Origin of the sequence: Segniliparus sp. (assembly GCF_051660745.1) — a bacterium.
Lineage (GTDB): Bacteria > Actinomycetota > Actinomycetes > Mycobacteriales > Mycobacteriaceae > Segniliparus.
The window spans coordinates 207,564-230,861 of sequence record NZ_JBOFQF010000042.1 but is presented as its reverse complement, the minus strand read 5'-3'; the positions used below and the strand labels follow the sequence as shown (position 1 = coordinate 230,861).

The 23,298-nt window shown below is 70.2% G+C and carries 18 protein-coding genes; 10 read left to right on the top strand and 8 right to left on the bottom strand.

Annotation, left to right across the window (positions count from 1 at the left end; all coding sequences use genetic code 11):
* Positions 1-163 precede the first annotated feature (163 nt).
* Positions 164-577 carry an NUDIX hydrolase gene (locus ACRC20_RS15375; RefSeq protein WP_438687256.1) on the bottom strand — a complete coding sequence of 138 codons (414 nt, stop codon included), beginning with the start codon at positions 575-577 and terminating at the stop codon, positions 164-166.
* 30 nt (positions 578-607) lie between these two features.
* Here ACRC20_RS15375 and ACRC20_RS15370 point away from each other — a divergent pair, with 30 nt between their 5' ends.
* Entirely contained in the window at positions 608-1,279 is a 672-nt protein-coding gene (locus tag ACRC20_RS15370; RefSeq protein ID WP_438687255.1) for a hypothetical protein, read from the top strand.
* 75 nt (positions 1,280-1,354) lie between these two features.
* Positions 1,355-2,020 (top strand): sirohydrochlorin chelatase, encoded by a 666-nt coding sequence (locus ACRC20_RS15365; protein WP_438687254.1) that lies wholly within the window; start codon positions 1,355-1,357, stop codon positions 2,018-2,020.
* Positions 2,021-2,029: 9 nt separating this feature from the next.
* On the opposite strand, the gene ACRC20_RS15360 is transcribed toward ACRC20_RS15365, so the two are convergent.
* From ACRC20_RS15360 to ACRC20_RS15345, 4 genes are all read right to left on the bottom strand, one after another.
* Positions 2,030-2,602 (bottom strand): SRPBCC family protein, encoded by a 573-nt coding sequence (locus ACRC20_RS15360; RefSeq protein WP_438687253.1) that lies wholly within the window; start codon positions 2,600-2,602, stop codon positions 2,030-2,032.
* Positions 2,603-2,698: 96 nt separating this feature from the next.
* A complete protein-coding gene (locus ACRC20_RS15355; RefSeq protein WP_438687252.1) occupies positions 2,699-4,060 on the bottom strand; it encodes a condensation domain-containing protein in 1,362 nt (453 codons plus the stop codon).
* Between the two features lie 30 nt (positions 4,061-4,090).
* Positions 4,091-5,638 (bottom strand): condensation domain-containing protein, encoded by a 1,548-nt coding sequence (locus tag ACRC20_RS15350; RefSeq protein WP_438687251.1) that lies wholly within the window; start codon positions 5,636-5,638, stop codon positions 4,091-4,093.
* A gap of 183 nt (positions 5,639-5,821) precedes the next feature.
* Positions 5,822-7,279: a condensation domain-containing protein gene (locus tag ACRC20_RS15345; protein WP_438687250.1), complete on the bottom strand. Its 1,458-nt coding sequence runs from the start codon at positions 7,277-7,279 to the stop codon at positions 5,822-5,824.
* A gap of 201 nt (positions 7,280-7,480) precedes the next feature.
* On the opposite strand from ACRC20_RS15345, the gene ACRC20_RS15340 reads away from it, so the two are divergent.
* Together ACRC20_RS15340 and ACRC20_RS15335 are read left to right on the top strand one after the other, a co-directional pair.
* Positions 7,481-10,765 (top strand): PD-(D/E)XK nuclease family protein, encoded by a 3,285-nt coding sequence (locus ACRC20_RS15340; protein ID WP_438687249.1) that lies wholly within the window; start codon positions 7,481-7,483, stop codon positions 10,763-10,765.
* Positions 10,762-14,046: a UvrD-helicase domain-containing protein gene (locus tag ACRC20_RS15335; protein ID WP_438687248.1), complete on the top strand. Its 3,285-nt coding sequence runs from the start codon at positions 10,762-10,764 to the stop codon at positions 14,044-14,046. Before ACRC20_RS15340 ends, ACRC20_RS15335 begins: the two co-directional genes overlap by 4 nt.
* A gap of 14 nt (positions 14,047-14,060) precedes the next feature.
* Here the strand turns inward: ACRC20_RS15335 and ACRC20_RS15330 are convergent, their stop codons facing one another.
* Complete coding sequence (locus ACRC20_RS15330) at positions 14,061-14,753, bottom strand: DoxX family protein (protein WP_438687247.1); 693 nt, start codon at positions 14,751-14,753, stop codon at positions 14,061-14,063.
* A 51-nt stretch (positions 14,754-14,804) separates the two neighbouring features.
* Here ACRC20_RS15330 and ACRC20_RS15325 point away from each other — a divergent pair, with 51 nt between their 5' ends.
* Both ACRC20_RS15325 and ACRC20_RS15320 read left to right on the top strand, forming a co-directional pair.
* A complete protein-coding gene (locus ACRC20_RS15325) occupies positions 14,805-15,182 on the top strand; it encodes a PPOX class F420-dependent oxidoreductase (RefSeq protein ID WP_438687246.1) in 378 nt (125 codons plus the stop codon).
* 18 nt (positions 15,183-15,200) lie between these two features.
* Positions 15,201-15,584 carry a PPOX class F420-dependent oxidoreductase gene (locus ACRC20_RS15320; RefSeq protein WP_438687245.1) on the top strand — a complete coding sequence of 128 codons (384 nt, stop codon included), beginning with the start codon at positions 15,201-15,203 and terminating at the stop codon, positions 15,582-15,584.
* Here ACRC20_RS15320 and ACRC20_RS15315 read toward each other — a convergent pair.
* Together ACRC20_RS15315 and ACRC20_RS15310 are read right to left on the bottom strand one after the other, a co-directional pair.
* On the bottom strand, positions 15,581-16,783 hold the full coding sequence (locus tag ACRC20_RS15315; protein ID WP_438687244.1) for an MFS transporter: 1,203 nt from the start codon (positions 16,781-16,783) through the stop codon (positions 15,581-15,583). The two genes, ACRC20_RS15320 and ACRC20_RS15315, sit on opposite strands and share 4 nt — an antisense overlap.
* Positions 16,783-17,178, bottom strand: coding sequence for a VOC family protein (locus ACRC20_RS15310; protein ID WP_438687243.1), 396 nt, complete (start codon positions 17,176-17,178; stop codon positions 16,783-16,785). Before ACRC20_RS15310 ends, ACRC20_RS15315 begins: the two co-directional genes overlap by 1 nt.
* Before the next feature lie 31 nt (positions 17,179-17,209).
* On the opposite strand from ACRC20_RS15310, the gene glf reads away from it, so the two are divergent.
* From glf to zomB, 4 genes are read left to right on the top strand one after another with little or no spacing between them, the layout of a single operon-like run.
* Positions 17,210-18,418: a UDP-galactopyranose mutase gene (gene glf / locus ACRC20_RS15305; RefSeq protein ID WP_438687242.1), complete on the top strand. Its 1,209-nt coding sequence runs from the start codon at positions 17,210-17,212 to the stop codon at positions 18,416-18,418.
* Positions 18,415-20,334, top strand: coding sequence for a glycosyltransferase (locus tag ACRC20_RS15300; protein ID WP_438687241.1), 1,920 nt, complete (start codon positions 18,415-18,417; stop codon positions 20,332-20,334). The genes glf and ACRC20_RS15300 overlap by 4 nt, the downstream gene beginning before the upstream one ends.
* Positions 20,331-21,257 (top strand): decaprenyl-phosphate phosphoribosyltransferase, encoded by a 927-nt coding sequence (locus tag ACRC20_RS15295; protein WP_438687240.1) that lies wholly within the window; start codon positions 20,331-20,333, stop codon positions 21,255-21,257. Before ACRC20_RS15300 ends, ACRC20_RS15295 begins: the two co-directional genes overlap by 4 nt.
* Positions 21,247-23,262, top strand: coding sequence for a flagellar motor control protein ZomB (gene zomB / locus ACRC20_RS15290; RefSeq protein WP_438687239.1), 2,016 nt, complete (start codon positions 21,247-21,249; stop codon positions 23,260-23,262). Before ACRC20_RS15295 ends, zomB begins: the two co-directional genes overlap by 11 nt.
* The last annotated feature ends 36 nt before the right edge of the window (positions 23,263-23,298 follow it).

Below are 23,298 nucleotides of genomic sequence, written 5' to 3'. Positions count from 1 at the left end.
AGCCCTTGCAGATATTCCAAACGCTGGACATTCGACCATGCGGACGTCCCCGATGCTGTCTAGCTGCTCGAACACCCCGTCAAACATAAAACAACACTCCATGTGTTCTAAGTAGTGGTCAATAGAAATTTATAAATCTCTGCCAAAGAATCTCTGTATCAAATCATAGGGTCGATGCGTGTTTCATCCGCTCCAGAATGAGCCGGGTGAGCGGCGCGAGCGAGAACCGGTCCTCTTCGCCGGGCGCCAGCCAGGCGATCTCTTCGATCTCGGCCTGGGCGCGCGGCTCGTCCGCGCAGGCAACCTCGTAGACCTCGGCGACCACAGTCGTCTCCGGCTCGTGCGCGGCCGGGGCCTCGAATCGGCCGAGCCAGCAGGCGTTGCCAGGCTCGACCAGCACGCCAAGCTCTTCGCGCAACTCCCGCACCAGCGCCGCGAGCGGCTCTTCGTCGGGCTCGATCTTGCCGCCTGCCTGCATGAACATGGTGGTGCCGCGTTTTCTCGCGACGAGGAAGCGTCCTTGCGCGTCGACGATCACGGCGGCGACCACGTGGACTTCGGCGCGAGCTGTCTTCATTCTGTAACCCTAGCTGTGTACTGTCCGTGTGTGGCCTCTCTGGTACTGTCCCGGCGCGAATTCGCAGTCTTGCTCGGCGCTGGTGGCGCCGGCCTCGCCCTTGGAGGTTTCGACCTGTCTGAAGCCAGTGCCTCGACCCCGGTCGAAGGCAGCGTCTGCATGATCATCCGGCATGGCGAGAAGCCGGACAGCTCCGGGCAGGGGAGTGACAAGACGGCGCCAGGGATCGATGAGAAGGGCAAGCAGGACCCGCACTCCCTCACGCAGCGGGGCTGGGAGCGTGCCCGCGCGCTTGGCAAATTCTTCGCGGCGCCGAAGGCAGGGATCGTGCGACCTGCCCGGATCTACGCGCCAGGACAGATCGCGGGGCATTCGGCAGGCCGTCGCCCTCGGCAGACGGCGGGGCCGATCGCGGCGGCGCTCGGCCTCGGAGTGGATTTGGTGTACACGGAGGGCGAGGAGAAAAAACTCGCTGACCAGCTCTCTATCCTCGGTCCTCGGCTGCCCGCGCTCGTGGTGTGGGAGCACAGCGCGATCGCGGGGATCGTCGACCACCTCGACGGGCCGGTGAGCCCGAAGGCGAAGAGCTGGCCCGACAACCGCTACGACGTCGTGCTGGTCTGCCGGGCGACGCGAGGCGGGTGGAAGCTCACGCAAGTTCCGGAGATGGTGTTACCAGGCGACAGCCCGTCGGGCTTCTAGCCCGGTCGAGCAGATAGCGCCTCGCGGCGTCGTCGGCTCCTCGCGTGCCTCGCTGTGTCCGGGTAATTTGGTGGCATGTCCTCGGCCCTGCTGATCGTCGCGCACGGCACACGCCGCGCGGAAGGGGTGGCGATGCTGCAGGAGCTGCGCGGCGAGGTGGCGCGGCGGCTTCCGTGGACGGAAGTCCGCCTCGCCTTTGTGGACGTGCTCGGCCCCACCCCCGAGGAGGCGTTGCGGGAGCTGCCTGGCAGGGTCGTCATCGTCCCGGCGTTCCTCGCGAGCGGCTATCACGTTCGGACCGACCTGCCGAGACAAGTGCGGCGCAGCGCCCACCAGAACGCGGTGATCGCCCCTGCGCTCGGCCCGGACCCCGTGTTGGCTGAGGTGCTGGCCGAGCGCCTGCGCGCGGCTGGCTGGGACGGCTCGGGCCAGGTCGTGCTGGCGGTGGCCGGGACCAACGACTCCTCGGCGCAGGCCGAGAACCGGACGACGCTGCGGCAGCTCGAAGAAGAGCTCGCCGCGACGGTGCGCCTCGGGACGATCGCCCAGGGCGCTCCCCGCGTCGACACAGTGGTCGAGGAGTGCGCCGGGCCGGTGTTCGTCGCGCAGTACTTGCTCGCAGACGGCTTCTTCTCCCGCAAGCTCGCCGAGCTCGCCGCCGGGGCACGGGGAATCGCCGCGCCTTTGGGGACGCACCCGCTGGTCGTGGACCTTCTTGTGCGGCGGTATCGGGCCGTCTGACTCGGACTGCTACCGGAACGCCCGCCGGAGCACGAAGCCCAGCACAGGGCGGGCGACGAACCCGGTCCAGCGCAGCGGCAGGAAGCCGATCCATTTCGGGGTGATGGCGACAGTCCAGGCGATCATCACGCCGTTCGGCGCGGGGCGCAGCAAGAACCGCTGGCCGAACGACTTGATCAGCAAGGGGGCGGACACGCCTGCTCCGGTCGTGACAAGCTCTCGCCCCGGCTCCTTGCGCGCGACTTCCTCGGCCCAGGCGCTGAAGGGGCCCCGGTAGACGAGCTTGTCGCCGTCCACATCTGGGCCGGAAAGCAGGAAGGGGAGCGCGAGATAGCCTCCGGCGGCCAACACCGCCCACACGTGCTCGGGCGTCCCCGGCACAGTCGTGGTCGCGGTGGCCGCCCACGCGGCCTTCTCGTCGAAATACGTTTCGAGGTCCCCCTCCACCGGGGCGACCGCGAACCTGCGGGGGCCCTTCTCGCCATGCGCCAGCGCGAACAGCACGGCGAGCGCGCCGAGGCCCGCGAGCGCCGCCGCGACGACGATCCCGACTGCGGCCCATATCCACATTTCCGATGTCATAGCTCTCCTCGCCGAAGGCCGGTGCGACTCGCGATTGTGGGGTAGCTTACATGTGTCGGGCTGTGGCCTCGGGCCGGGAGCGGCCTCGCGGCGAAGTCAGAGTTGTTTGCCCAAGACCTCGCCGAGCCGTTCGCGCAGCTGGCCGATCGTGGCGCTCGCGATGGCGGTGTCGGGGTGGCGGACCCGCAGCCACAGGCCTTCGCCCGTGCGGGAGAACCAGAACTGCGCGTCGTCCGCGACGGTGGCGTTGCTGATATGCGTCGCGCGGAGCGCGAGGTCGGGCTTCGGGCCGAACACCCTGCGATAGTCGATATGGCTCACCATGGACACGTCTTTGCGGGCGAAGGAGAACGGGCCTGCTTGGCCGGAGATCACTTGCCCGATCGGCACCTTGGCGGCGGGCAGCGCCGCGCGGAAGGACGCGCGGTTCTGCCGTGTGCCGTCTGCGAAATCGGCGCCGCAGCCGAACACCAGGGGGATATTCGTGACGAACCAGCCCACGGCCTCCGCCCATTCGGGGCGTATCCGGGTGCTGATCGGGGTGAGCGTCGCTATCTGGTCGGGTCCGCCGAGCTCGCGCACCGCAGTGGCCAGCGCGGTCAGCTCGCCCGAGAAGATTTTCCCCTCATGGCTCTCGCAGATCGCTTCGAACGCGTCTGCCTCGGCGCTGTCGAGCAGTTGGAACACGGCTGTGCGCTGCGCCGCGACCTCGCCGGGCGATACGCCGAGGTCGAGCGGGAAGCCGGGGAAGACCCCGCCCTGGGACGCGAGGAACTCCCGCCAGATCTCCAGCCCCAGACGGGTCTGCGACGGCGGATGCTGCCCGGTCTCGTACGCGCAGTACTCCAGGAAGCTGCCCACGGGGGCCAGCTCGGGCGTGGCTCTGCCCGCGACGCGGGCAGAGTAGTCGTCCCGAAGCTCGCGGACGATGAGCGCGAGCGACAACATGTCCACCGCGCTATGGTCGAAACCGCAGACCACGGTGCTTGTCTCGGGGCGGTCGAGCGCGGCGAACAGCACGGCGGGGAAACGGGTCGGATCGCATGCCGAGCTGAGGCTGTGGCGCAGCGCCGCCTGGGCGTCCTCAGCCGAACGCACGAGAACGGGCGCGCCTGGCGCGACGAATGCGACATCGTGGTCTGGATAGACGCGGCGGACGATTTTCCCGTCTGTTTTCTCGAAGGAGCAGCGCAGGCTCTCATGCCTGCGCATGAGGGCGGTGAAGGATTCGGTGAGCGCGTCGACGAGGATCGGGCCCGGCACGTCGAAGGTCGCGGCGAGCCAGCCGCCAGAGCAGGTCTCGGTCTCCTCGGAGTCCTTCAGCGCATGGCTGAGATGGAAGTTCTGGTTCACCGACGGCGGGATGTCCGACAGGAGGCCAGGCGGCGGAGGGGGCGACTGCCACTGCAGGTAGCCGCCTGGTTCCAGCTCGACTAGGTCGATTGTTGTGACCAGCATGGCAGCCGTCCGAGCCCGACGCGATCCGGCTTAGACGCGCGACAGCTGCGCGAGGGTGTGGCCGCCGGTTTCGACCACATCGTGGAGCACGCTGCGCAGGTTGTCGACATACTTCTGGATCGAGGCCTCGGCAATCGGGTTGTCGGGGAAATACGCGACGAGCTCGAGCACGTCGTGGTACCGGTTGAGCCAGTTGAACACCGTCGCGGTCGGCGGCACCGGCTGCACGATCTTGTGGTACGACGTTTGCTGCGTGGTGAGCCAGGCCGGGAACGGCCTCGCGTCGATGAACGAGATCATCGGCGGCGGCTGGAAGGGGATGCCGGTCGAGTCGCTCGTGCCCATCGCCTCGGCGACGAGGTCGATGACGCGCTGGATCGGGACCGAGGTGAGGTCCTTCGAGGCGTTCATCGCCTGTTGCGCGCGCGGGACGAGGTCCGCGAAATCGGTCACGCCGCCGAGGTCGAACACCACGGGGATCGTGTTGATGAACCAGCCGTGCGTGTAGTTGTAGCGCTCGAAGTCCCTGGTGGACACCGCGCGCAGCATGTTGAACTGGTCTTGCTCGCCGAGCTCGTAGTTCACGGCCGCGAAGGCCGCGTACACGCCCGCGGTGAAGCCGCCGCCATGCTCTTTGCAGTATTTGTGCAGGACTTCGGCGTCGCTCTCGGCGATGAGGTCGAACCGCAGCACCTTGCCGCCCATGGCGCTGCCCGAGTCGAGGCCGAGCGGCAAAGGGAACTTCTGGAGCTGCGCGCCGAGGGTGTGGTAGTACTCGATCCACCGCTGCGTCTGTGGGGAGTCCAGTGTGAGCGAGGCGAGCCTCGCGCGCTCCTCGCGGGCGGCTTCGAGCTGGCTGCCCGGCTCGGGCAGCACGAGGGGGCCGCCCTTGGCGAGCGCCGTGTACAGGGATTTGATCTCGACGATGGTCACGAGGTTGGCGTGCCCGTCGCAGAAGCTGTGGTCCTCGGAGAAGACGGCATGGAACCCGCCCTCGTGCTCGACGGCCGCGAAGACGAGCGCTGGCCAACGCAGCGGCGAGGTCCCCTCGTTGAAGCGCGACACCAAGTAGTCTCGGACCTCTTCGCCGGTCTCGAAGGCTGGGCCTTCGACAAGCTCCCAGGTGACCGAGGCCGGGTCCACTTCGTGCCGGACCACCTTGGAGATCGCCTGGCCCGCGTTGCCGATCGCGGGCAGCTCTTGCACTTCGAACCACGACCGCAGGCTGTCATGCCGTTGCAGGAGGCGCTGCCAGACCCTGCCCAACACCGCGGGATCGAGCGGCTCTTCGAAATCCACCGATACCGTTTCCCACACCGCAGGAGGGGGGGTGGACAGTTTGGCGTTCGCCGCCGCGCGGCGGATGTGCCGCTCTTGGATGTACGAGGCGGGCACGGGGCTCACCAGTGCGTTCGGCCCGACCTGCGCCTCAGGAGCGGTCACCTTCCACTCCCAGACCTTTCCCGAGGGAAGCTTCCAGAAGGAGGACGGGATCTGGATGCCCAGTGTCTCCTTCGGGCGCGAGTGCGGCGTCTGGGCTTCGACGTCGCCGTTGACGTCTGTCGGCGGTTGATTCACTCGATGGTGTCCCTCGGGTCGTTGCTGGGCGTGGTACGCGCTAGAGGACTAGTTTGCCATGTGCTCCGTCCCGGTTGGCGGCGCCATGGCGGTCGAGCTGCCGTTTTACCCGTTCTGCGGCCTCGGCCCGGCGCGGAAGCCCAGTTCAACTACGAGGTTGCAGTTTGTTAACGAAATCAGGCTCTACGCGGGTTGGCTCAGCCGCTCGAGGCGCGCGGCGATTTTCTGCGCGGGCAGCGTGAAATCGCCGGTCTCGGCCACGTTCACGATGATCCGGCGGAATGTCGAGAGGAATTTGTGGACGTTTCGAGTGGCGGTTTCGGTGTTCGGGTAGCGGCCGCAGAGCACGAGCCCCGAGGGCGAGCGGTTGAAGAACAGCGCGACCTCTTCGTCGGAGTAGTTCTTGCTCCGCAGCCCCCGCAGCTTCCACTCTTCCCATTGGTCGCCGCCGGGGATGGTGGCTCCGTTGATGAAGGACACCAGGAAAGAGTTCTTCGCCGTGGGCTGGAGCAGCTCGCAGACCCGCGCGTACGGCACCGACGCGACGAGCCTGCCGGTCTGCTGGGTCTGCTGCGCGAGCGGGATGGCCTCCGAGAACGAGCTGGGTTCGCGGAGGTCGACGACCATCGGCGCGATGCCGACGAACCACCCCAGCGACTCGGCCCAGCGCGGGTTGTTCCGCGTGTGGAACGGCATGACGGCCGAGAACGTCTCCCGGTCCGAGGTGAGCTTCGTGGAGAGGGCCAGCGCGGCGATCAGGCCTGCCTGGTAGTTCCCCCCTGCCGTTTTGCACGCGATGGCGAAATCCTCGCTCAGCTGCGAGTCGAGGAGCCACGACATGTAGCCGCGTTGCGCCACGCGTCCGCAGTGCGGCCTGATGTCGTTGAGGGAGAGCGGGAACGTCACCGAGCCGCCGTCCTTGAAGACCGCCTCCCACGCGCGCACGGCGGGATGCTCGGCCTCCACGGCCTGGGCCGTCACTCGCTCTTCGGTGGAGAAGTCCACGTAGGAGTCCTTGTCCGTCGCAGGCGGCGGGACGAAATCGGGCGCTTCGACCAGGATTTGGCGGTACAGCTGCACCAGCTCGTTGCCGAGCAGGTAGATCGAGTAGCCGTCGAGGAGGCTGTGGTCGGCGACGAACAGGACGGTGAAGGTGCCGTCGTCGCGCTCGATGGTGGAGAACACGTAGCCGGGCCAGCGCGACGGCGAGGCGATGGTGTCGAACTGGTGGCTGAGCTCGCGGTGCACGGCGGTCGCCGAGCCGAGGTCGCCCGCGTCGACTTGGACGAAGTCCACCGCGCCGGGGGGGAGGGTGCGGCGGATCAGCGAGGAGGTTTTCGGCTTGACCAGGTCGATGAGCTCGACCTGGGAGCGCAGCACCTCGTGGCGGTCGGCCCAAATCTTGAGCGTGCGGCGCAGCGCCTCGTGGTCGAGCTCGCCTTCGAACTCAAGGGCGGTGCCGATCCACGATTCCCTGGACCCGGTGCTGGCGAGCGTGTAGTCGCGCAGGTGCGTCTCGTGGACGAAGGAGACCGCGCGCGTGTCCAGCTGCCATTCCTGCAGCGGGGCCTCGGAGTGCGCCATCCAATGCGTGACCCGGCCAGGAGTGATCGGATAGTCGAAGAGTTCGACAAATTCCATCGGCCAGTTCCTTTCTGTTGGATGGCGCGGGCAAGGCTCGCCTTATTCTATGGCCGGCGATCTTCACACGCAGGGTGAAAAGATTGTGCGGATTGTCTCAGCGCTCTCACGTGGCGGAACCTCGGGTCCCCCGAATTTTACATCACGCCTCGGAGGCGGCGCCTGCTCGAATTGTCGGATCGAAGTGGTGAGATGGAGGCGATGACCGCGTCCCAGCCATTCGACGAGCCTGCCCGGCTGTTCCAGGAGTCGGCGCTCGCCCGGCGGGAGCCGGTCATGGTTGTCGGCGGCCCTGGGACGGGCAAGACGCGGCTGGTGGTCGAGCTGGCGTGCCATTGGGCGCTGCGGCCCGAGACGGCGGTGGTCGTCCTCGCCTCGAACCGAGCCGCCGCCGATCTGCTGCGCGGCGAGATCCATCGAAGGCTGTTGCGCGCGAGCCCGGAGCTGGTGCTCGCCAAGCCGCTGGTGCGGACCACGCATTCCTATGCGTTCGCGCTGCTTGAAGCGAAAGCGCGGACGTTCGGCAATCCGCCGCCCCGGTTGATCCCTGCGGCGGAGCAGGACGCGACGTTGCGCGAGCTGGCCGCCGAGCAGGCCGGGCGTTGGCCTGCGTCGTTGCGCGGCGCGCTCGGCTCGGCGGAGTTCACCGCGCAACTGCGGTCGGTCTTCCAGCGCGCGGCCCAGCACGGCCACGGCCCCGAGGGGCTGATCGCGCTCGGCAAAGAGCGCGGCCGCCCGGAGTGGGTCGCGGCCGGGCGGACGTGGCAGGAGTACGAGCAGGTGATGACGCTGCGCAACGCGGTCGGCATGGCGGACCCGGCGGGGAGCCCGGGGTCGCTGGACGCGGCCGAGCTGCTGACCGCCGCGCTGGACGCGGCGGCGGAGGACCCCGACCTGCTGACCGTGCCAAAGGCAGGGCCGATCGGGCCCGCCCCGACGTCGCTCGTTGTGCTGGTCGACGACGCGCAGCATTTCGACCCGCAAGCGGCCCGGCTGGTCAACCTGCTCGTCCGCCGGGCCGATCTCGCGGTCCTCGCCGCCGATCCGGACCAGTCGGTGTTCTGGTTCCAAGGCGCGCAGACGAGCCTCGACCTGTGGCGGCGCGCCGAGCGGCTGCGCCTCGGGCCGAGCTGGCGCCTGTCCGCCCCCGTGGCGGAGCTGGTCGAGGCAGTCGCGCCTCGGGCGGCGGGCAAGGTCGCGACTTCGCGCGAGTCCGGCACGGGCGAGGCGCGGGTGCGGCTGTACCCGACGACGGCCGCGCAGGCCGAGGGGGTGGTCGAGGCGTTGTGCAGGGCGCATGCCCGCGACCATGTCCCGTGGTCGAAGATGGCGGTGCTGGTCCGCTCTGTCCCGGCGTTCGCCCCGTCCTTGGCGCGGGCGGCGGCGCTCGCGGGCGTGCCCTTGCGAACGGCGGGCGCCAGCGGGCCGCTCGCCGCGAATACGACCGTATCGGCGTTGTTGGTGTTGCTCAAGGCGCTCGCGGGGACAACGCTCGAACCCTCAACGGCGTTGGCCCTCTTGCTCTCGCCATTGGCCGGAGCCACTATCGCCGAGGCGCGCGCGCTGCGCCGACGGCTGCGCGCCCAGGAGCCGGACCGCCCGTCGCTCGAATCCCTCGCCGCGCTCGTCTTTGACGAGGACCGTCTTGGCGACGAGGAAGACGGGGAAGAGGCGCCCGAGTCCGTCCTGCGGCTGCGCGCCGTGTGGCGGTCGGCCAGGGCGGCGGCGCGGGAAGCGCGGGGCGTGGAGGACGTGTTGTGGGCGGCGTGGTCGGCGAGCGAGCTGGAAGAGCGCTGGGGCGACGAGGCGCTCGCGGAGCCAGATTTCGCGGCGGTGAACGCGCTCTTCGCCGCCGCGCGGGCGCATGCCTCGCCCGACTCGTGGGCCGCTGGCCCTCGAGACACAGGCCAAGCGCTGGCCCGGTTCGCGGACCGGATCGAGGGCGAGCGGCTGCCCGTGTCGGGGAGGCTCGGCGGCGAGGGCCTGTCCGAGGCGGTGGCGCTGTCCTCCGCGCACGCCGCGGCGGGCCAGGAATGGGATGTTGTCGTGGTCTGCGGCGTGCAGGAAGGCCTCTGGCCGGGGCTTTCGGAGTCGAGCTCGCTGCTCGGCGTGGACGATCTGGCGGCCGCCTTGTCGGGAATCGAGGCAGAGGCGAGGCTCGACATGCGCAAACAAGTGTTGGCGCAGGAGCGCAGGCTGCTGTATCTCGCCTGCTCCCGAGCTCGGGAGCAGCTGCTGGTCACTGCGGTGGAAGGGGAGGGCGATCTCGTGCCGTCGCGTTTCTTGGCCCCGTTGGCCCGTTTCGCGCAGGAGGAATCCGACGTGGCTCCTCGGCAGGCGAGGCGGGCGACGCCGTGGAGCGCGGCCGGCGTGGTGGCCGAGTTGCGCAGCCGGGCCTGTGGGGCGGACGAGGACGGGGCGCGCCGCGCGGCCTCGGCGCTCGCCGATTTGGCGCGGGTCGGGGTGATCGGCGCGCATCCGAAGAGCTGGCACGGGCTCGCCGAGGTCTCGACGGACGAGCCGCTCGGCGATGGCGGCGCCGTGACGCTGAGCCCCTCCCGTGTGGAGCAGCTGCTCGTCTGCCCGCTGCGCTGGCTGTACGAGCGGGCGGCGACGTCCGCGCCAAGCGAGGCGGCCGCCGCCGGAACGGCGGTGCACCTGCTGGCCGCCGTCTCGGGGCGGTTCGCCGAGGAGGAGCTGTCCTCGGCGCTGGACGAGGCGATACGCCAAGCGGACGCCCGCTCCGCCAGGCCGCCTTGGGCAGCCGGGCGGCGGCGGGACCAGCTCGAACGGCTTCTTGCCACGTTCTCGACATGGTTGGGCGCGTCGCGCGGCGAGCTGGCCGAGGTAGGGGTGGAGATCCCCGTGGAGATGACCCTCCCGGCGCTCAGCGGCCGACCTGCGGCGTTGTCGGAGTCTCGTGCACGCTCCGCCTCCCCGGCGCTCCCCCGCAAGCGGGAGGCGCCCCCAGTCGACTCCTTCCGCCTTGCAGCTCATCCCGCTGATGCACCGGGGCTGGCAGGGACGGCTCCGGAAGTCAAGCTCAAGGGCCGGATCGACCGGCTGGAGAAGAACGCGGACGGCGAGCTTGTGATCGTGGATCTGAAGACCGCGAAGACGCCGAGGAGCGCGGCGGACGTCCGCGAGGACGCGCAACTGGCCTGCTACCAGCTCATCGTGCGGGCCGCACGGGACGAACCGGTTGCGGGGGCCAGGCTGGTCTTCCTCGGAGCCCCGCGCAAAGAGGTGGGAGCCGCCGAGCGCGAGCAGCCAGCCCTCGCCGAGGACTCGGCGGCCGAGTGGACCGGCTTGATCCGCGAGGCCGCCGGGGCGGCCACCGGGCCGGCGTTCCGCGCCCGGCCGAACTCCGGCTGCGGCAGCTGCCCGGGCAGGCGCTGCTGCCCGGTGTTTCGAGAAGAGGTGTTTCGAGAAGAAGAGTCTCGGGAAGAGGGGTCTCGGGAAACAGGCCTGCGAGGCCCGGCATGACGATCAGTCCACGGCTCCTCGCCCAAGCGATCGGCGCGCCACTGCCGAGCGAGGAGCAAGAACGGGTGATCGGCGCGCCGCTCACGTCGTCGGTGGTGCTCGCCGGGGCGGGGTCGGGGAAGACGGAGACCGTCGCGGCCCGCGTGGTCTGGTTGGTCGCCAATGGGCTGGTGGAGCCGGAGCAGGTGCTCGGCCTCACGTTCACCAGGTCGGCCGCGCGGGGGATGCTGAGCCGCATTCGCCTGCGGCTGGCGGGTTTCGCGGCTTCGCCGCTCATCGAACGGGCAGACCCGACCGGGCGGCTCGGCGACCTGCTGGAGAACTCCGAGCCGCAGGTGATGACATACGACGCGTACACGGGCGAGCTGGCTTCCCAGTGGGGGCTGCTGCTGGGCGGCAGCGCTGCCCCCTCGGCGGACGCGGCGGCGGGCGGGCGCGTCGTGTTGTCCGACGCGGGGATGTGGCAGCTCGCGTACGAGACGGTCGCGGGCTGGGAGTCGTTGCTCGCGGTGGACAGGGGCCTGGTCGGCGCGGCGGAGGCGGTCACCGCATTGGGCCGGAGAATGGCGGAGCAACTGGCGGGGCCGGAGCGGGTGACGGACGCGGCCGAAGCGCTCGCGCGGTTGGTGGCGACGTTGCCGAAAGGGCCGAGGCAGCGGGCCGAGCCCTCGCTCGAATTGCGAGACGCGGTCGCGGTGCAGCAGGCGAGAGTGGAGCTGCTCGGCGTGGTGGAACGGATCCAGGAGCGGCTGCGGTCCAGCGGCGCGACCGACTTCGCGACGCAGACCGCTCGCGCGGCGGAGCTCGCCGAGAAGTTCCCGCAGGTCCGAGCCGAGGAGTCAGGGGCGCGCCGCGTGGTGCTGCTCGACGAGTACCAGGACACCGGCTACGCCCAGCGGATCTTGCTCCGCGCCTTGTTCGGGTCGGGGAGCGGGGTGGCGGTCACTGCGGTCGGCGACCCGCACCAGGCCATTTACGCGTGGCGCGGCGCTTCGGCAGGCAACCTCGCGGCGTTCCGGACGGACTTCGACGCGCCTGACGCGCTCACCCTGATGACCAGCTGGCGCAATCCGTCCTCGGTGCTGCGGCTGGCGAACCTGACCGCCGCGCCGTTGCGCGGCTCCGGCCAGGCGGTTCCGGAGCTGACGGCGCGCCCCGAGGCCCCGGACGGCGAGGTGCGTGCCGCCCTCTTCGAAGACGTGGCGCTGGAGCGGGCATGGATCGCCGAGCGGTTGCGCGAGGCCCTCGACACGCGGGATCGGGGCGCGCAGGAGAGAGCGACCGCGGCCGTGCTGGTCCGCCGGAACGCCGATGCGCTCCCCATCGCGGAGGCGCTGGCGGCGGCGGGGCTCGAGGCGCAAGTGGTGGGGCTGGGCGGCCTGCTCGCCACGCCGGAAGTCTCGGACCTGGTCGCGATGTTGGAGCTGGTGGCGGACCCGAGCTCGTCCGCTGCCGCCTTGCAGGTGCTCACGAGCCCCCGATGGCGGATCGGCGCGGCGGACCTGGCCGCGCTGGCGGCGCGGGTCGGGGAGCTCGGTCCGAGTCGTCAGCGGCAGCAGTCGCCGACCGGCAGTGCTGTGTCTCAGTCGCCGACCGGCAGTGCTGTGTCTCAGTCGCCGACCGGCTGGGACGAGCTGGTCGCCCAGCTCGCAGCGGTCCTCGCCGAGGACGGGGCCGAGCACGCGGGCCTCGGCGACGCGCTCGCGGACTTGGGCGACCCGGCGCGGTACTCCTCCGCAGGCCACGCGAGGCTCCTCGTGCTCGCGGGGGAGCTCGAACGCCTCCGGGGGCAGCTGGACCGGCCCTTGCCGGAGTTCGTGACGTTGGCGGAGCGGACGACAGGGCTCGCCGTCGAGGCGGGGCCGCACACGAAGGAGCGGCTTTCGTCGTTCGCGTCGGTGGTGGCGGAGCATGCCAAGGGCGTCGCGCTGATCGGCGGGCGGGCGAGCCTTTCCGGCCTGGTCGGCTACCTCCGCGTCGCGGAGACGGTCGAGCGGGGGCTGCCGGTCGGCGAGACCGCGCCGGACCCGCGAAAGGTGCAGGTGCTGACCGTGCACGCGGCCAAAGGCTTGGAATGGGACGTCGTCGCGGTCGCGCACCTCGTCAAAGGCGTGTTCCCGAGCGGCAGGCCGCGTTCCACGTGGATCGGCGACCTCGCCGAGCTGCCGCCGGACGACCTCGGCCCGCTCACGTCCTCGCAGGACCGGGCGGAGCTGCAGGAGATGCTCCGCGCGGAGCGAGAGGCCGCGAAAGAGCTGTCCGGCGAGGAGGAGCGCAGGCTCGGCTACGTGGCGGTGACGCGCGCCAAGCGGACCCTGCTGCTCTCCGGGCACTGGTGGGCCGAAGGCGTCGAGCGCCCGCTTGGGCCTTCCGCGTTCCTAGTCGAGTGGCACGACGCGCTGGCCGCCGCTGGGATGGCGGTGCGCGGAGCGCCCGACGCGTGGGCGGAGTCGCCCGCGCTGGACGCGGTCAATCCTTTGATCGGCGAAGCCGAGGGCGCGGTGTGGCCCGCCGACCCGCTCCTCGGGCGGCGGGCGGCGGTCCAGCGGGGCGCCGACCTCGTGCGGTCGGCCCTGGCCAAGGGCCTTGCCGACGAGACAGTGCTTGCCGATGAGACAGGGCTTGCGGAGACAGGGCTTGCGGAGACAGGGCCCGACGACGACAGCGAGCTGTTCGAGGCCGTTGCGGCGTTGATCGCCGAACGCACTGTGGCGGGCTCGGCTGCTGAGCGCGCCGGGCTGACGGTCAGCGATGTCGTCGGCCTCGTCACGGACCCGGTCGGTTTCGAGCAGGAACGGGCCCGGCGCGGTCCCCGGCCCCCCGCCCCCGAGGCGCAGACAGGCGTCGGGTTCCACGAGTGGGTGCGGGGCTGGTACCTCTCGGAGGAGCTTTTGGGCCTCGACGAGCTGCCTGGCGCGGCGGACGACGACGAAGTCGCGTACGAAAAGCTGCGGCAGAGGTTCCTCGATTCGCCGTGGGCCGCGCGCAGCCCGGTCGCGGTGGAGGCGCCGTTCGAGCTCAACCTCGACGGCGTGCTGGTGCGCGGGCGGATCGACGCGGTGTTCGCCCAGCCGGGCGGCGGATTCGTGGTGGTGGATTGGAAGACCGGACGGACCGACCCGCGCAAGGCCCGGGCGCAGCTGTCGCTCTACCGGCTCGCGTGGCAGCGGCTCACCGGCGCCGCCAAGGTCTCGGGCGCGGTCCACGAGGTCGCGTCGGGGAAGACGATCGTCTTCGACGACCTGTACACCGCCGAAGAACTCGCCGCGCTCCTGCGCTGAACCCCTGACTGCCCTCAGCGGCCGGTGATGGCGATCTTCAGCGCGCCGTAGATCAAGGGGAACTGCAGCGGGAGCCGCCAATAGGCGACCGCTTCGAGGACGGCGTTCTTGCCGTCGAGGTCTTTGGCCATTTGGACGTTCGCGGGGTAGACAGCGGCGAACAGCGAGGCCGCCGCGAGGCCGCCGAGCCTGCGGGTGCGCGGGATGACGAGGAGCGTCCCGACGCCGATCTCCGCGACTCCGGACAGGTAGGTCCAGAGCCGGGGCGGGCCGGGCAGGCTCGGGGGGATGATCTTGTCGAACGGTTGCGGCGCGAGGAAGTGCAGCGGCCCGAGGCCCAGCAGCGCGGCAGTGATCGAGGCGAGGTTCCAGGAGCCGGCCTGCTCGCGGGCTCCCGATGGCGCGCGCAGCGGGGTGAGCTCCGCGAGCGGGGCGGGCAGGCGGTCGACGACGACCTGGGCGAGGCCCTCGAACGAGTCCCCGATCTCGGCGAGCGCGGTCCCGACGTCGCCCTTGCGGGTCCGGGAGGGCAGCGCGAACGTCTTTTCCGCGAACGTCCGCGAGCGCGACAGGATCTCGCCGAGCCCGGTCTTGGCGGACCCGGTCTTGGCGCGCAAACCGCGTTTGCGGGGCAGGATCGGCTCGATGAAATCGGCAACCGGCTCGGGCAAGAGATCGGCCAGTTCCAGTGCGTCGGAAGTGCTCACCCTGCGAGCCTAGCCGACATCGTCCGGACGCGGCGCGCGTAGCATTGCCGAGTGACCGCACTCTTCGATCAGATCAGCGCCGAGAAGTACATTCTGCTCACGACATACCGCAAGGACGGCACGCCGAAGCCCACTGCGGTGAACGCGGTCCGAGCAGGCCACGAGCTGCTTCTGCTCACCCCCGCCACGTCCTGGAAGGTGAAGCGGATCCGGAACACGCCGAGGGTGACGCTGCAGGCCTGCGACCGCACGGGGAAGAAGCCCTTCGGCCCGGCGTTGGACGCGCGCGCGGCCATCTTGGACACGGCAGAGACCAAGCGCGCGGTCAAGGCGGTCGTCCAGAAGTTCGGGCTGCTCGCCAGGGTCGCGATCGCGACGAGCGAGCTGCGCGGCAAAGGCGCGATGATCGGTCTGTCCATCGCCGAGTGACTCGCTACGATGGAGCTCATGACCGCACTCTTCGACCAGATCGCCGCTGGGAAGTACGTCCTGCTCACCACGTTCCGCAAGGACGGCACTCCGAAACCACTCCCGATCTGGGCGGCGCGCGACGGCGGCGAGCTGCTGATCTGGACCGTCGGCGACTCCTGGAAGGTGAAGCGCATCCGCAACACCCCTCGGGTCACGGTGCAGGCCTGCGACGCGCGGGGCAAGAAGCCGTTCGGCCCGGTCGTCGAGGGGACGGCGGCGGTCCTGGACGCGGCGGGGACCGAACGCGCCCGGGCGGCGATTGTCAAGAAATACGGGGTCGTCGGCTGGCTCATCGTGACAGGATCGAACCTGCGCGGGAAGGACCGCACGGTCGGCCTGTCCATCACCGAGGCCGCCTAGCCAGTCCGCTCCCGCAGGGCCCGCGTGCCCAGCGCGCCTGCGGCGAAGACCGCCGCCGCGAGCAAGAAGGCCGATGTGCGGCCGAGGCTCTGGTACGCCAGGCCTGCCGCGAACGATCCGACGCTGATCCCGATGTTGCAGGCCGAGTTCAGCATGCTCGCGGTCAGGTCGGCCGAGACCCGCGAGTAATGGAGCAGGGCCGCCGAGTTGAGCGTGGGGATGGCCCCGAAGCCGACCCCCCACAGCGCGGCGGCGGCGAAGGACGGCCACACGGCGGGGAGCAGCGACCACAGGCAGAGCTGCGCGGCGCAGAGCACGAGGAAGCCTGCGGCGACGGCGCCGCGCAACCGGCGCCGGTCCACAGTCCCCGCGAGCGCGGTGCCCGCGATGGTGTCGATCCCGTACGCCATGAGGAGCGCGGGGGCCAGCCGGTCGGGGAAGCCCGAGCCCGTCAGCTCGGCGCGCAGCAGGGTGAACGCGAGGAAATGCCCGGTGAGCCAGAGCAGGCCCAAGACGCAGACGACCGTGGCGCTGCGGTCGGGCCGGGGGAACAGCGACCGCAGCAGCGGCTGCCCCGATGGCATTTTTCCCGACGGCAGCGGGGGCAGGAGCAGCCTTGCCATGGCGACGGCGACGGCCGCGCAGGCGGCGAGGACGAGGAAGACGCCCCGCCAGCCCGAGCCGTGGCCGCCGACCGCCGCGACAGCGGGGACCGCGAGCGCGAGCGCGACGACGTTGCCCGCGAAGAAGATCGCCACGGCTGCGACCATGCGCCTCGGCGGGCTGAGCCGGTGGGTGATGTCCATGCCGACGCCGAAGAAGATCGCATGGCCGAAGCCGCCGACCACGCGGGCGAGGATCGCGAACGGCAGGCTCTGGGCGACGGCGAGGGCTGCGGTCGACACGGCGAAGGAGCCCATCGAGAGCATGAGCACCTGTCTGCGGTCGAACCGGTCGAGCAGCCGGATCGCAGGAACGGAGGCGACGACCACGGTGAGCGCGTAACAGCTCACCAGAAGCGCGGCTCGGGATTGTGGGACCCCCAGATCCGCCGCGATCTGCGGCAGGACGCCGACCGGGCCGACTTCGACGGTGATGACCACCACCATGCACAGCGAGAGGAGGAGGATCTTCCCCAGCGGGAAGGCTCGTCCCGTTGGCAGCGCAGCCGTCGTGCCGGGCATCGTCGCGGGGGCCATCAATGGTCGTAGGAGGCGACTTCGACCAGGTTGCCGTCCGGGTCTCGGCAGTAGACCGAGGTCATCGGCCCGAGCGCGCCGGTCTTCGGCGTCGGGCCTTCGACCACGTCCACGCCGAGGCGAGCGAACGAGGCGAGGACTTCGTCCGGGCGCGACGCGGTGATGAAGCAGACGTCGGCGGAGCCGGGCGCGTCGGAGGCCCCTGTGGCCCAGCCCTCGTTCGGACCGGTGGGGCGCAGGTTGATCTTCTGGTTCCCGAACTTCAGCGCGGTCCGTTTTTGCGGCCCGAACTGCTCCACGGCCATACCGAGCACCGACTCGTACCACGAGGCCGTGGCCTGCACGTCGCGACAGTTGAGGACGATGTGGTCGAACCGTTCAATGACGAGGCCCATGCGGTCGATGATACTGATACCCTGAGACCCCGTGCCCCTGCTTTCCTCATACGACCTCGTGGTGGTCGGCTCCGGTTTCTTCGGCCTCACCGTCGCAGAGCGCGCCGCGAGGGAGCTGGGCAAGCGGGCGTTGGTCCTCGACCGCCGCGCCCATCTCGGCGGCAACGCCTGGTCGGAGGCGGAGCCCGAGACGGGGATCGAGGTGCACAAGTACGGCGCGCACCTCTTCCACACCTCGAACGTCGCGGTCTGGGACTACGTGCGGCGGTTCGCCGAATTCACCGACTACCAGCACCGGGTCTTCACGAAGCATGCCGGGCAGGTCTACCCGCTGCCGTTCGGCCTCGCGAACATGTCCCAGTTCTTCGGCCGCTCCTTCACCCCCGAAGAGGCGCGGGAGTTCATCGCGGCGCAGGCCGCCGAGGCGACTGGCGACCCGGACCTGAACCTGGAGAACAAGGCGGTCTCGCTCATCGGCCGCCCGCTCTACGAGGCGTTCGTGCGGGACTACACCGCCAAGCAGTGGCAGACCGACCCGCGCGAGCTCCCCGCCGGGATCATCACCCGGTTGCCGGTGCGGCTCACCTTCGACACCAGGTACTTCAACGACCGTTTCGAGGGCCTGCCGAAGGACGGCTACGCCGCGTGGCTGACGAAGATGGCCGACCACCCGCTGATCGAGGTGCGCACCGGGGTCGACTACTTCGACCTCGCCGAGCGCCTGCGCGAGGAGAACCCCGAGGCCCCGGTGGTGTACACCGGCCCGATCGACCGGTACTTCGACTGGTCGGAGGGGGAGCTCGCGTGGCGGACCCTCGACTTCGAGACCGAAGTGCTCGGCGTCGGCGACTTCCAGGGCACCGCCGTGATGAACTACGCCGACCTCGACGCGCCCTACACCCGGATCCACGAGTTCCGCCACTTCCACCCGGAGCGGGACTACCCCAAGGACAAGACTGTGGTCATGCGCGAGTTCTCCCGGTTCGCGAACCGGGAGGACGAGCCGTACTACCCGGTGAACTCCCCGGCGGACCGCGCGCGGCTCGCGGCGTACCGCGAGCTGGCCAAGCGCGAGGCCGCCGAGCGCCGGGTGCTGTTCGGCGGCCGCCTCGGCACCTACCAATACCTGGACATGCACATGGCCATCGCGAGCGCCATGCGGATGTTCGAGAACGAGCTGCGCCCGTATTTCGCCACTGGAGCGTGGACGGGGGAGGAGAAGGAGGAGGCTTCCGTATGAGCCAGACCGATACGGCCCACCAGGTCGACGAGACACTGCTGCAGCGCCTCGTCCTGCCCAGGGCCGGAGAGTCCGCGGGGGTGCGGCGGCTGTACGTCGAGCACCCGAACCCCGCGACGCCGAGGGCGCACGCGATCGACCGGTTCCGGCTGCGCATGCGCCCGGACACCGAGGTCTCCTTCGCGACGTACTTCAACGCCTTCCCCGCCGCGTACTGGCGGCGTTGGACGACCCTGCAGTCGGTGACGCTGCACATCGAGCTCACCGGGCGCGCGGGCGTCCAGGTGTACCGGTCCAAGGCCGACGCGGCCCCGGTGCTCCTCGACTCCGCCGTCACCGAGGTCGGAGTCCCCGGCCAGACGCAGACCCTGCGTTTCGACCTGCCGCTCACCGCGTTCGAGGACGGGGGCTGGATGTGGTTCGACGTGACGGCCGAGGAGGAGCCCGTGGTCCTGGAGCGGGCGGGCTGGCATTCGCCGACCGCGCCGCCGGGCGGCAGCACCGGCCCCGAGGCCAAGGTGACGATCGGCATCCCCACCTTCAACCGCCCCTCGGACGCGGTCAACGCGCTCGCGGCCCTCACCGCCGACCCGGAGCTCGACGCGCGGGTCGGCGCGGTGATCATGGTGGACCAGGGCACGAAGAACGCCAAGGACGAGCCCGGCTTCGCGGAGGCCGCAGCGCGGCTCGGGGACCGGCTCGTCGTCCATCACCAGGGGAACCTCGGCGGGTCCGGCGGCTATGCCCGGGTGATGCACGAGGCGCTCACCACGACCGAGGCGCAGCGGTTCGTCGTCATGGACGACGACGTCGACGTCGAGCCGGAGTCGATCCTCCGGCTCGTCTCGTTCGGCCGCTGGGCGCAGACCCCGACCATCGTCGGCGGGCAGATGCTCAACCTGCAGGAGCGCTCGCACCTGCACTCGATGGGCGAGGTGCTCGACCGGGTCCGGCTCATCTGGGAGAAAGCGCCGAACACCAGCTACGACCACGATTTCGCGAAAAAGCCGCTCCTGGCGACCAAGGAGCTGCACCGCAGGGTGGACGTGGAGTTCAACGGCTGGTGGCTCTGCCTGATCCCGCGCAAGGTGCTCGAAGAGGTCGGCCTGCCGATGCCGTTCTTCATCAAATGGGACGACGTCGAGCTCGCGCTGCGCGCTCGGCGCTCGGGCTACCCGACGGTCGGCCTGCCCGGCGCCGCCATCTGGCATATGGCCTGGGCGGACAAAGACGACCGGATCGACTGGCAGTCGTACTTCCACCTGCGCAACCGGCTCATCGTCGCGGCGCTGCACCACGACGGCTCCCGGCTCGGCCTGTACGTCCACCTCGCGAAGGCGACGTTGTTCCACGCCCTCACCATGGAGTACTCGACCCTCGCGCTGCAGCTCAAAGCGGTGCGGGACTTCAAAGCGGGCCCGGAGGGGCTGCACGCCCTCTTGCCAAAGGCGCTCGGCGACGCGCAGACGGTGCGCAAAGGCTACCCGGACGCGCAGCTCATCACCTCTGCCACGGAGCTGCCGCTGCCGTCCGGGCGGGACATGGCGGGCACCCGCAAACCGCTCGGCAAGGTCGGCAAGGTGGTCAGGATGGCCACCGCCGTCGCCCATCAGCTCCGCAGGGAGAACCCCGAGCACCACGAGCGCCCGCAGGCCAATGTCGCGGCGCAAGACTCCTGGTGGTGGCTCCTGTCGAAGGTGGACGGCGTGACCGTCACCGTGTCCGGCGGCGCGGGCGTGGTGTACCGCAAGCGCTCCCGCGCCGAGGCCGTGCGCCTCGCCAAGGAGTTCGCAGGCGAGTTTGTCGGCCTGGCCAGGGAATACGGCTCGCTCGCGAAGCGCTACCGGGCAGCTGCCCCAGAGCTCACAAGTGAAAAGACGTGGCTGAAAACCTTTGGCGTGAAGGACGAGACATGACAGATACCGAGCAGGCTCCGAGCACCGCCCCCCGCCGCCAGAACGCGGCCCTGGGCCTCATCCGGGGCATGCGCCCCAAGCAGTGGGTCAAGAACGTCCTTGTGCTCGCCGCGCCGCTCGCGGCCCTGAGCAGTAATGCGCACGTGGACCTCAAAGAGATCCTGCCGCCGATCCTCGTCGCGTTCGTGGCGTTCTGCGCGGCCGCGTCCAGCATCTACCTCGTCAACGACATCCGCGATGTCGAGGCCGACCGGGCGCACCCGACCAAACGCAACCGGCCCATCGCCGCGGGGATCGTCCCGGTCCCGCTCGCGGCAGGGGCCGCCGTGGTCCTCATGGCCGTCGCGCTCGGCGTGTCCTTCCTCGCGAACTGGCATTTGGCCGTCGTGATGGCGGTGTACCTGGGGCTGCAGCTCGCCTACTGTTTCGGTTTGAAGCATCAGCCGGTGCTGGAGATCTGCGTGGTCTCCTCCGGCTTCTTGCTCCGGGCCGTCGGCGGCGGCTCGGCGGCGAACATCGACCTGTCGCGGTGGTTCCTCCTGGTCATCGGTTTCGGGTCGCTCTTCATGGCGGCGGGCAAGCGTTACGCGGAGCTCGCGGTCGCCGAGCGCAGCGGCGCGAAGATCCGCAAGTCCCTGGAGGGCTACACGAGCCCCTATGTGCGGTTCGTGTGGACGATGGCGGCGACGAGCATGGTCCTGTGCTACGGCCTCTGGGCGCTCGACGGCGTCCACCCGGCCAAGGCGGGCCTGTGGTACGCCGTGTCCATCGTGCCCGTCCTGCTCGCGATCCTGCGGTACGCGGTGCATATCGACAGCGCCGACGCGGGCGAGCCGGAAGACATCGCCTTCTCCGACCGAGTGCTGCAGCTGGCGGCGCTCGCATGGCTCTTAATCATGGGAGCAGCCGTCTTTGCGAGCTAGCGCCCGCTGGGCCGGGGATCGGGCGAAGGCCGCCGGACGTCTCGCGAAAGGCCAGGCGTTCTGGATCGGGGCCGTGCTCACGACCGGGCTGTTCATGTTCGGGGCGTGGGAGCACCGGTGGATCGCGGACGACGGGCTGATCGTGCTGCGCACGGTCCGCAACCTGCTGGCGGGCAACGGCCCGGTCTTCAACGCGGGGGAGCGGGTGGAGGCGAACACCTCGACCGCGTGGACGTACCTCGTCTTCGCGCTGGCATGGGCCACGGGGTTGCGGCTGGAGTACTTGGTGCTCGGCCTCGCGCTGGTCCTCTCGGCGACGGGGCTGCTGCTCGCGATGGCGGGGGCCCGGCGGTTCTGGCGGCGCGGATCCGCTGCGGGAAGCGCCGGGGCGCTGCTGCCCGCAGGCGCCCTCGTCTACATCGCCACCGATCCGGCGCGGGACTTCGCGACTTCGGGCCTGGAGAACTCCCTGTCGCTCTTCTGGCTCGGACTCCTGTGGTGGTCGCTCGTCCGGCTGTGCGAGGCGTGGGAGCGCGGTGGCACGGAGGAGGCCAGGGCGCCCGGCAGGCTCGTCCTCGGCTCGGCCGCCTTCCTCGCCGGGCTCGCGCCGCTGGTGCGCCCAGAGCTCGCCTTGGTGGGCGGAGCGATGCTCCTGCTCATGGTGCTCGCGCCGGTCGGGTGGCCGAACCGGCTCCTGATCACGGTTGCGGCGGGCGCCGTGCCGGTGGGCTACCAGATCTTCCGGATGGGCTACTACGGGGTGCTCGTGCCGACTCCGGCGGTCGCGAAGGACGCGAGCGGCTCGAAATGGTCGCAAGGGTGGCACTATCTCGCCGACTTCGCCGGGCCGTACTGGCTGTGGCTGCCCGCGCTGCTCGTCCTGGCGCTGCTCGTGCTGGTGCTGGCCGGACGGCGGCGCTCCGAGGACCGGGCCGGGGCACAAGCCGTGGACAGGGAGCGCGCGGACGCGGCGCATTGGGCGACGCGGCCGGGGGTCGTCGCGGGGACGTTGTCGGCGTTCGGCCTCATCGAGGCGCTGTACTGGGTGCACGAGGGCGGCGACTTCATGCACGGCAGGGTGCTCCTCGCCCCGTTGTTCTGCATGCTGCTCCCCATCATGGTGGTCCCGCTCCCGGCGTTCAGCGGGCGATCTGCGTCGTTGTCGGCTCCTCGTGTACGCGCTCGTTCCTCGCTATCTCGGTACTCCCCCGCAAGCGGGAGGCGCCCCCAGTCGTCGCCTGCCGCCTCGCATCTCATCCAGCTGCTTCGCCGGGAGTCATTGGCAGCAGTGCTTCCCTGGGGCTTGTGGGCGGGGATCGCGGTGTGGGCGCTCTTCGCCGCCTTCGGAGCCCACCGGGGCGACCCGACCGCCGTCAACGAGTACGGGATCGTGGACGAGCGCCGCTTTTATTCGGCGAACACCGGCCACGCGCACCCGGTCCTCGCCGAGGACTACCTCGACTACCCGAGGATGCACGGCCTGGTCCAGGCGGTCGCGGCCAATCCGACCGGCGGGGTGCTCTTCCCCGGCTGGGACGCGGACTGGGTGCTCGACCCGCTCCCGGACCCCCCGCTGCGCGGCCAGCCGTACCGGACCACCGTGTACTTCCTGAACCTCGGCATGTCGAGCATGAACCTGCCGCTCGACGTGCGGGTGCTCGACCAGATGGGCCTCGCCTATCCGCTCGCCTCGCACACCGAGCGCATCCCGAACGGCAGGCTCGGGCACGACAAGCTCCTGTTCGGCGACTGGGTGATCGCGGACGCGGGCGGCGCGGACGACCACCCCTACCTGCCCGCCCAATTCGACAGCGTCTGGGTGCGCCAGGCCCGCGAGGCGCTCTCCTGCCCCGAGACGGCGGAGCTGCTCGACTCGTACCGCGCGCCGCTCACCTGGGCCCGGTTCAAACAGAACCTCAAGCACTCCCTCCGGCTCACCGGCTACCGGATCGACCGGGTGCCGAAGTACGAGCTGCAGCGCTGCGGCCTGCCGCCGGTGGAGTAGTCGTCCCGCCCCACGGCGGGCACGAAGTGTTCATCG